Consider the following 9,253-nt stretch of genomic DNA (forward strand, 5'->3'; position numbering starts at 1 on the left):
GCCCAGGTTGGAAATTCAGGCCGGCAGCTCGTGACACGTGAGGGGGTGGCGTCCGTCCGGACGCCACCCCCTCACTCATGTATTCACACGTTGTCGCTCAGCGAGTCGAGGGAAGGGCTTCCGCTGACTACCACCAGCGGCAGCCTGCCATCCTCCAGCAGATCGCGTGGCAATGAGATCCCGAAATGCTTCTCGATCACGCCCAGCGACATGGCGATCCGCAGGCTGTGCCGCGCGCCGCTCACCTGAAGGTAGTCGCCCGTCGGAAGAATGATGCCCGCTGCTTCCAGCTCCTCCTGGAGAAGATCCGGCTGAGATCCCCAGCGCCTCCGTTCCTCGCCAAGACCGAACGAGCACAGCAACTCGCTGTCGGCGGCGTAGGAGAAGAAGGGAGGCGGATGGAATGCCTGGGGATCGAGATTCACCGCCTCGACACCTGTGCGGGAAATGCTCTTGAGGACGTCGTGCCTGGTCCCGGGGGCCTCGCCATATTCGGCGGCGAACGCCCATCCCTGCGCTTCCCCCACCCGTGCGACGCCGATATCTGCATCGGTAAGAAGCCCGACGGCTTCCCAGGCGGTCGCCAGCGGTTTCGCGCCGCCCGGTGAAGCGCCAAGCCTGACAGCTAGCTCGTCCGGCGTGATCCCCCGGGCGAAGGTAACGCTGTACTGCCACTCGGACTCCACCAGCCAGCGCACACCGCGATTCGTCATGTCCTCATCTTGCCGCACGACCTCGTCACCATGACGGCCATCTGCACCACGAGCCCTCCCGGGGATGGTGTCCGGCACCGTCGGCTCCCCGTGGCCCGCACCTCCGGGGCTACGGCACAAAAAAGGGGGTCGCGGACCTCGCTGCGCAACCCAGACTCGGAGAGTGCGCTGTCCGACCCAAGCAGGCTTTCACCCGCCGGTCTGCAGCCGTCGGCAATCCGCCCGGCGTCCGACTCGCATGTTCGCAGTCGGGGCCCGTTCAAGCCCTGCCCGCCGGCCGACGCCGCTCACCGTGCCAGGCAGAGCCGCAGCACCTGCCCGCAGACACGGCGTCGGTAAGCCTGCGCGCCGAACCCGCCGGAAGCAGGAAACTCACCATGGCCACCCGCTCCAGCACATCCGCTGTAGCCCATAATCGCAGGCAGGCGGCACTCTGCCGGATCCTCCCCAGCCGCTCCTCTGGGGAGCGGCTGGGGAGTTTCTCGTCACTCGGGGAGGCTCTGGGGAGTTTGAGCGGCACAAACCGGTACCCCTGTGAAAGACGCCGAAAGACACGTTCCCGCAGGTCAGAGACTCAATGGGCTCCGAATCCGCAGGTCAGCGCCCCACCCACGGGGCCTCCATGCCGAAGGTGCCACTCAGAGTGGGACGAGTCGTGAATTGCATATCTGACCTCGGTGTTTGTCTGTGTTGGTCGGCTACCCCGACCTCGAAATTGGCCGTGGGGAGAATCTGGGGAGAATGAGCGCGAGGCCATCTCCTCCAGGTAGACCCGTTACTCCCTCGTTCTTGGACAGGCTGTTGAGGCCCGAAACTGCTGCGCTCGCGGAGTCGACTTGCGCAGCGGGCCAGCACCAACCCGTCTCACCAGGCCAAATGGGTCCTCTTGGTCGGCATCAAAATCTTCTTTTGCACGCTGCCGCTCGATACGCGGACACCCCCGTTCTCGCCGACTCACGCCCCCACGCTCGCGAACCCAGTACGCAGGTGGAGGCGGGCCCGACCCGCGAAATCCTGTCCGCCCCGCAGTACGCGTACACCCATCAACTCCTGGCCAACGCACCGAGCTTGACGACCGCCCGGCTCCGCACCCCGGTCTCCGCCCCGAAGGCCGATACCGTTCCTCTCGTCGAAGTCCGCAACCTGATGAAGGAGTGCAGGCTCCCCCGCGCTGGGGAGGGTCCGCGCACCAGGAGGCTCGCGTAGAGGCGGTCTGACGACCCGTCATTCGACGTAGTTTCATGGTCGGGTTTCCCCTTCCATGAGCACGAGCGGGGAGCGTGGACTGCGAGGGGCTCGCCAAAGCCGTGCTGCGCGAGCGGTCCGTCACCGGATGGATCGCCCTGGCCCGCGCCGACGACCTGCGCGTGATCACGTCCGCAGCCACCCTGGTCGAGGTGATCCACCCCCGGACCAACCGCCCGGCCCTGGAGTGGACGCTGTCCCGCCTACGCCGTTTCGTTTAGATCATCGTGCGGACCGGAGGAAGATGCCGGTGATGTGGAGTCCGGCCAGGTAGATGGTGGCGGTCTTCTCGTAGCGGATGGCAATGCCTCGCCATCGCTTGAGACGGTTGATGCAACGCTCGACGGTGTTGCGCTGCTTGTAGGTGTCACGGTCGAAGCCGGGGGCCTGCCGCCGCCCGCACCCCAGCATGATGCCCGCGCTGTGCACCCGCATCGCCGACCGCTTGGCGCACAACAGCTCCTGGTCGCCTGCCGGTTCGACCAGCACGTACGCAGTGAAGGCGGGCGACACCCTCTCCTCCATCGCCAAGGCCGAGCTCGGTGACGCCCCTGCTACACAGAGATCGTCAAGCTCAACGATCTCGCAAACCCGAACGCGATTAAGGTGGGGAAGGTGCTGAAGATCCCTGCCAAGTAGCGAGGACGTGAGAGCTCGTAACACGATCATGAGCGGCTTCCTTGAGGCGTCTCCAGCAGATGAGGCCGCAGGCCAACGAGACGAAGGCGGCGTGGAGTTCGGTCCGACGTTCCCATCGGACGGCGAGGCGTTTGAACTGGTGGAGCAGGGCGAAGGTCTGCTCCACGACGTCACGGAGCTTGCCCAGGCCCCTGATGTTCGGGGCGCCCTTGCGTGAAATCACCGGCAGGATCCGCCGCTTGCGCAACTCTTCGCGGTTGGGGTTGGAGTCGTCGCCTTTGTCGCCGAGCAGCGAGTCGGGGCGGCGGCGCGGGCGCCCGGGCTGTCCGGCCACGGGAGGGATGCCGTCGATCAGGGCGAGGGTCTGGGTGACGTCGTTGACGTTGGCAGCGGTGGTGATGACCTTGAGCGGGGTACCGCGTCCGTCGCAGATCAAATGGTGCTTGCAGCCCGTCTTGCGCAGGTCGACCGGCGACGGACCGGTGTCGGCTCCCCTTCTTTCGCACGGATGTGGGAGCCGTCCATGCACGCCCTGGACCAGTCGAGTTCGCCGGCCGCGTTCAGCTCGGCGAGCAGAATGCGGTGCAGTTGATCGAAGACACCAGCCTGCTGCCAGCGATCGAGGCGCCGCCAGCAGGTCTGTCCGGAACCGAACCCCAGCTCCAGCGGCAGAAGTTGCCAGGCTATGTCGTTGTAGAGGACGTACAGGATGCCTTGAAGACACAGCCAGTCCGGTACCGGTTGCCGGCCCGGTGACTTCTCCGGCCAGGGCGACAGTAGCGGACCGATCAACGCCCACAAGTCGTCGTCCACGATCCACGGCCGAGTGCTCACACCCTCCTGAACGGCCGAATCGTCACACCGGTCACGCCCAACCGACTGCGACTGGGCAGCTCGGTTGGCGCCGCTCGCTGACTCAAGTGCCCAGCCCATTCAAGGCAGCACCCCGCGCGCCTATGACGACCGGGGCGATTCAGCCGTGGTCGGGGGGCCTTCCAGCGGTAGTCGGTCGCGGTAGTACTCCGATTCCAACCACTGCTCCATCACGAGAATCGGGCGCGAAAGCCACACGTCCCCGACCTTCTGTGAACGCAGAAGAAGCCCCAGATCGGTCAGTGAGAGGGAGCCGTCGGGGGTGTACAACAGGCAGCTCCCGTGCTCGGCGGCGTAGTCAAGTAGGAACTGCTGCACCTGCTCGGGATCGCCGCCCGCCAGTGCAAAACCCTCAAGCAAGACCTGCGGACCCGTGACCGCATCCAGTGCAACGCACGCCAGCCGGCCCGCGTCGTAGAACACCTTCACCCCATCGGCGAAGTCTTCCTGCCCATATGGTGAGCCCACCCGCTCGTGCGGCCCAGAGACCTGGAGCGCGCCGGCGACCTCGACCGGGCCCATCCCGAACCGCAGGGGCCCCAAACCGACTTCGGGCAGCAACTCCCAGCACACCCGTTCCTCGCCCGCACTCACCTGCACTGCCCCCTCAACTGGCCGTTACAGAACCGTGTCCGCGTCTTCTGGCCAGCATCGCGTGCGAGGCCAGCGCCCAAAGTGCCACTTGAGCTGCTTGAGTGCCAACTGAAGCGTCCAGTCCCACCGCAAGATCGTGTTACGAGCTCGAAGGAACGCGTCAGCCAGTTCGACTCGGGTCTTCCACCGCTAGCGGTTGAGCCAGTCGATCTGCATCGAGGGCCAGAACGACTCCGTCATCGCGTTGGCCAGGCCGTCCCCCGACGGTGCCGAACGACGGCAGCGGTGGATTAGAAGACGAACAACATCGTCGCGTCGTCCTCGCCCACGAGGGCAGACACCAGGGCAGTGGCAGCCAGGGCCCTCCGGACAGAGAGGTCGCCGCCGAGAATGTTCGCAAGGGATTTTTCGGGGGCGCGAAGTACGCGCAGGTCAAAGGTATTGTCAAGCACTGCATTTACTGTGCTGGTCCTCACAAGTTCCACGTAGGCACTTATGACTATCCCTTCGTCCTTTGTCGCCACGACGTCGTTCCACAAGGCTGCGTCTTGATAGATTTCCAATACTGGGTCGAATCCACCTATGCTTAGGAGCTCTTCCGCCTGCTCTCGGCTACCGGGTAGGTAGGGCGCCGGGTTTGTCGACCTACTAGCGAGGCCCAGTCTGTATCGGTTGAGGGAAAACGCCCGGTACCGGCGATTATCCAGGAAATCAAGCACTTCGTCGTCGGTGGCGGACAGCGTGGCTGCACCTAACAAGTCGCCCTCGCTGGCTACGAGACGGTTGACTTCTTTGCGGGACCCGGGCAAACCCACTTGTTTCGGCAGGGTGTCCGCGCAGTAGTGCACCGCTCCTTCTCCTGCGGGCACAAAATTGGCCCTTGCTTGGTGAATAAGTGGCTGGAGGCGCCATCCGGGAAGCACATCCTCGACAAAGATATCGTCAGTTATACCGGACGCAAGAAACGAGGGACCCATAAGCGCCTCGTCCACAAGGAGTGCCGCCGTCCCAACGTCGGCGACCGCGGTGATCAGCAGTTCAGAGACGCGCGAATATTCACCGTGAAGTCGGCTGTCAAACCATTCCTGAAGCAGGTGGGGAGGCAGCGGCACGGGCGCGGAACCGAGGTAGGTTAGCTCGGCGAGCCGGGCGCCCGCCTCCACGACCTCGTCGGCGGTGTGCCGGTCGCTTGGCAGGTAACTGTCTCGGTGTGGTCGCCGGGACCGCCACGTGCGCTCAGGGAGTCCCCAGTGCGCGGCGATATGCGCGTTTGCCCGGTTAGCCACGAACAGGAATTTTTCCATAGTCAGATCGACTTGCCCGCGCATCGCCTCGCAGAACAGCCGGACCACGCTAACCGCGTCCCGGATCTGGCCTTGAGGCGCCCAGTCGCGGGCCTCCCGGTCGAATGACTGCCAAAGGGTGAGGTCCACCACGCATGTCTCCGCTTGCCACATGGTGAGGCCGAAGAATGTGCTCATCATCTGTCCGTAGTGGCACCGTTCGTGCGCCCGCGCGAGAAGGGGGTCGAGCGGGCTCAGCGTGGTGCACTCGGCGATGTTGGCTCGGAATGGCTCGGTGACTGGGGAATCGCCGAGTTCGAGAAATTTCTCCCGAGCTACCTGGACTGCAGCGAAGTCACCCGGGAATATGGTGAGTCCTGGTACCGGGAAGAGCATTCCATGCAAGCCTGACAACTAGAAATCCCCCTTAGGCCAGCTCTCACTATGGTACACGTCGGTTCCGTACGGCCGAGTACTATAGATAATGCGGAAATGCTTCTGCCACTCGGTGAAACTCCAGATCAGCTCGCGCTGTCCAGATTCGTCAGGCATGAAATGCGGGTCAGTGTGGTCAAGTGGGCGGCTGCGCGTCATTACAGGACCCGCATTGCTTATCCACCGTCGGATCTCGATGTCGCCTGGGCACTTATGGAGAACTTCGCAATGCATCTTGACCTCGGCGAGATCCGGAAATAAAATTCGCGCCATCTGGGTGTATCCGTCATCCAGCCTGGTGGACTTGATCTCCAGCCAATTCATGCCGTCCGCGGTCGGTCCAGAGCCAGATGCGTTCCATAGCCCATCGTCGCCTTTAAACATCGATACTCGGTCAAGTTGCAGGTAGGCCACGTATATTGTCCTGTTCTCAGGCTCTCGGGGGACGATCCGACGCTTTATGACGCCGACGTCTAAACGCCCAGTCAACCATTTCACAACCAATCTGATTTGACGCGGCTGTAATGGCTCGGCATCGGTCATTTGGGAACTCTCACCAATCCTGCTCCGGAATCAGCGAGACGATCGGTGGACACGCCTGGCAGGATTTTGCAGGAGCCAACTACGCGTGATTTCAGCTCATCGAACGAGACTTTGGCGCGCTCAGAGCCGAGATATTCGGCCCAGAGTGCGGCCGCTCCCGCTGCATACGGGGCAGCCATGCTCGTGCCGCTCATCTGGACTGTATCGCCGCCGGCCCTGGGGCCGATGATGTCGACGCCAGGTGCGCAGAGGTCAACGCCGTGGTTCGAGAATGGAGCCACGCGGAGTACCTCGTCGATACTTCGACCGACCGCGCCAACAGCGATGACTTTCTCGGCGGCCGCCAGTGGTGAGGCACCTACCGAGTCACGCGGGTTGACGTCTCGCGCGCTCTCGTTGCCACTTGCGGCGAATATGAGCATCGGAGCCCGGCCGGGCATACCCAGGGCTAGCATGTCGGCCAGTCGGTCGAAGGCCCGGAGTAATTGAACGTAGCCGCTGATCGCAGCCGACGCAGCCGCCTGGGCCGACACACCAGTCGCTTCTAGGTCTCGCACGATGGCCGGAAAGTCGAATCCCAGCGACAGCGAAAGGACCCCTACTCCCCTTTCAGCAGCCCACAACACGCCCTGGAACAGCGTTTCCGCCGTACCTGCTCCCTTGGAATCAAGGACTTTGCCGACCAGCGCATTTTCTATGCCCGGTGCCATTCCGACGCGGTGGCCAAGGAGGTGGCCGAAGAAGACGCCAGCGCAGTGAGTCCCGTGGCCATTGCCGTCACCAGGACCCTCGCCAGTGAAGTCCTTGACCTCGAGTGCGGTCCGAACAAACCAGGGGTGACCAGTGTCGATGCCCGTATCGAGCAGTCCGACGGTGATTCCTTTGCCGGTCCAGAGGGAGTCATGGGCCCCTACGACTTCGATGCCCCAAGCTCCCTCTCCTTGGCCTGAGGGTGTCGTTGCTACCGCAACCGGGGCTACTAGCTTCGTAGCGGCATTCACGCCGAATCCGATGACTGTCGGATCTCGGCGGAGCAGAGATCCGAGCCGAGGCGTCACGTTGTCCACCTCGACGATGGGCAGGCGGTCAGCCATGGCACTCGCATATGCACCAGGCACTTTCCCGGGTATGCGGATGATGACCGAGTGCTGAACTGTGGCCTCGATGATGCACCTCTTGTAGGACGAACGAATCCACCCGAAACTAACAGACCCGCGCCTGCCATTCAGGTTGTTCCAGGCAACGTCCCGCTGCTCTTTCGGAGTGCTGTTGAGAGCTCATTGAGGTGTGCCGTCCGCAGTCACTTCTGGACGTGTCGGGGGAGCCAGTGACTCGGCAGATGCCATGGTCCTGAACCACAGTGTCGGGCACGACGACACCAAGCAGCCATGCTGGCTTTCCGTCCTAAAGGTTGTCCCGCAATGATCAATTGACTTGGCGTGGTCAGCATCGAGGATGCCCACCTTGGGTCGGTCTATCCGGCGAGCGCGAGGTTGTGCAGGCGGGCTATGCCAAGGATGGTGTGATGAACGCCGTCGCCCTTCAATCGGCAGTCGCGGAGGATCTTCCAGCTCTTCATGCGGGCGAAGGTGTGCTCGACGCGGGCACGAACCTTGCGGTGTGAGCGGTTGTGCTCCTCTTTCCAGGCTGAGAGTTCGGCCCTGCCTGGTTCACGGCGGTGCGGGATCACCAGGCCAGTGCCGCGGTAGCCGCCGTCAGCGATCACCGTGGTGTTGCCGACGGCTGCCTTCGCTCCGGACAACTCCCATGCCTTGCAGTCGTTGCGGTTGCCGGGAAGCGGTCTGCCAACCACAACGATCAGGCGACTGTCGGCGTCGATGACGACCTGGGTGGTTGGTGGAGTAGCGGTAATTCTTGGACTGCTCGGCCACCGAGTGGTCGCGGGTGGGGACCAAGGTGCCGTCCACAATGAGCACGGTGTCCTTACGGAAGCGTCTGCGGGGCCGGAGCGCGAGAAGAGGGCCGAGGTGACCGACAACGCGGTCGGCTGCGGACTTCGAGACGCCGAACAGCGGGGCAAGCTGGCGCAGCGTCAAGTTCGTGCGCCAGTACGCCGTGACCAGCAGCACCCGGTCTTCCAGCGACAGGCTCCACGGCCGGCCCCGGCGGACCGCGTCTGCTCCGTCGCGCCGCAGCATGGTCACCAACTTGCCGAAACAGCGCGGACTCAGCCCGGAGAACGGGGCTATCCAGGACGGCTCCGATGCCGTGATCACACCCATCACGCCCGGATCATCACATCAGACCAGCCCCGATGCCGAGACGATCGCAGAAGCTACGCTTCCACGGCGCAGCCGACATTGAGCAAAACTGGGGGAGATCGTGAACCGACCACTGTTGTTCCTCGACGTGGACGGGCCACTCAACCCCTATGCGGCCAAGCCAGAGAAGCGCCCCGACGGCTACACCACACTCAGAGTGCCCCAGGACAGCAGAACTCCAGACGAACACAGAGGACTCTCGGCCCGGCGGCGACCCTTGCGGGTCTGGCTCAACCCAGAGCACGGGCGATCCCTGCTCCAGCTCGGCTACGAGCTGTGCTGGGCCACCACATGGATGGACGACGCCAACCGGTGGATCGCCCCTGTGCTCGGCCTTCCCGAACTCCCCTTCGTCGACTTCGGCGACGCCTTGTTTCAAGAACGCCCCGACGGGGTCCACTGGAAGACCGGTCCGCTGGTGCACTACGCCAACGGCCGTCCCTTCGCCTGGGTGGACGACGAACAGAGCGATCTGGACCAGGCATACGTGACCGCCCACCACCGCGGGCCTGGGCTTCTGCACCACGTCAACCCGCGAATCGGTCTGCGCGAGGACGACTTCCACGCGCTCGCCGACTTCGCCCGATCTCTGGACACTCCACGAGCTACCGGCTGAGCACGTCCCCATTTTTTGCGGGACAACCTT

General features: G+C 63.6%; 6 protein-coding genes and 4 pseudogenes. 2 read left to right on the top strand and 8 right to left on the bottom strand.

Going from position 1 to position 9,253, the window contains the following annotated elements; all coding sequences use genetic code 11:
• Nucleotides 1-83: 83 nt before the first annotated feature.
• Nucleotides 84-791 carry a DUF6461 domain-containing protein gene (locus tag SPR02S_RS53445; protein ID WP_245607791.1) on the bottom strand — a complete coding sequence of 236 codons (708 nt, stop codon included), beginning with the start codon at nucleotides 789-791 and terminating at the stop codon, nucleotides 84-86.
• Nucleotides 792-1,993: 1,202 nt separating this feature from the next.
• Here SPR02S_RS53445 and SPR02S_RS58540 point away from each other — a divergent pair.
• Nucleotides 1,994-2,164: pseudogene (locus tag SPR02S_RS58540) on the top strand (DNA-binding protein); the annotation flags it as partial.
• A gap of 16 nt (nucleotides 2,165-2,180) precedes the next feature.
• Here SPR02S_RS58540 and SPR02S_RS62065 read toward each other — a convergent pair.
• The 7 genes and pseudogenes from SPR02S_RS62065 to SPR02S_RS58555 form a co-directional block, all read right to left on the bottom strand.
• Nucleotides 2,181-2,362: pseudogene (locus SPR02S_RS62065) on the bottom strand (IS5/IS1182 family transposase); the annotation flags it as partial.
• Between the two features lie 275 nt (nucleotides 2,363-2,637).
• Nucleotides 2,638-3,431, bottom strand: a pseudogene (locus tag SPR02S_RS61525) (IS5 family transposase); the annotation flags it as partial.
• A gap of 120 nt (nucleotides 3,432-3,551) precedes the next feature.
• On the bottom strand, nucleotides 3,552-4,064 hold the full coding sequence (locus SPR02S_RS58550) for a hypothetical protein (RefSeq protein WP_169389461.1): 513 nt from the start codon (nucleotides 4,062-4,064) through the stop codon (nucleotides 3,552-3,554).
• Nucleotides 4,065-4,354: 290 nt separating this feature from the next.
• Entirely contained in the window at nucleotides 4,355-5,743 is a 1,389-nt protein-coding gene (locus tag SPR02S_RS63755) for a hypothetical protein (protein WP_019065271.1), read from the bottom strand.
• A gap of 18 nt (nucleotides 5,744-5,761) precedes the next feature.
• Nucleotides 5,762-6,325, bottom strand: a complete 564-nt coding sequence (locus SPR02S_RS63760) for a hypothetical protein (protein ID WP_158698030.1) — start codon at nucleotides 6,323-6,325, stop codon at nucleotides 5,762-5,764.
• Nucleotides 6,322-7,419 carry a S8 family serine peptidase gene (locus SPR02S_RS61530; protein WP_078623299.1) on the bottom strand — a complete coding sequence of 366 codons (1,098 nt, stop codon included), beginning with the start codon at nucleotides 7,417-7,419 and terminating at the stop codon, nucleotides 6,322-6,324. Before SPR02S_RS61530 ends, SPR02S_RS63760 begins: the two co-directional genes overlap by 4 nt.
• A 380-nt stretch (nucleotides 7,420-7,799) precedes the next feature.
• Nucleotides 7,800-8,571: pseudogene (locus SPR02S_RS58555) on the bottom strand (transposase).
• Nucleotides 8,572-8,668: 97 nt separating this feature from the next.
• On the opposite strand from SPR02S_RS58555, the gene SPR02S_RS53500 reads away from it, so the two are divergent.
• Nucleotides 8,669-9,223 carry a hypothetical protein gene (locus tag SPR02S_RS53500; protein WP_026151727.1) on the top strand — a complete coding sequence of 185 codons (555 nt, stop codon included), beginning with the start codon at nucleotides 8,669-8,671 and terminating at the stop codon, nucleotides 9,221-9,223.
• The last annotated feature ends 30 nt before the right edge of the window (nucleotides 9,224-9,253 follow it).

Origin of the sequence: Streptomyces prunicolor NBRC 13075 (assembly GCF_000367365.1) — a bacterium.
In the GTDB taxonomy this organism is placed as follows: Bacteria; Actinomycetota; Actinomycetes; order Streptomycetales; family Streptomycetaceae; genus Streptomyces; species Streptomyces prunicolor.

Coding starts and splice junctions, on each gene's coding strand:
- SPR02S_RS63755 (WP_019065271.1), bottom strand. CDS start 5,743: ATGCTCTTCCCGGTACCAGGACTCACCATATTCCCGGGTGACTTCGCT.
- SPR02S_RS63760 (WP_158698030.1), bottom strand. CDS start 6,325: ATGACCGATGCCGAGCCATTACAGCCGCGTCAAATCAGATTGGTTGTG.
- SPR02S_RS61530 (WP_078623299.1), bottom strand. CDS start 7,419: ATGGCTGACCGCCTGCCCATCGTCGAGGTGGACAACGTGACGCCTCGG.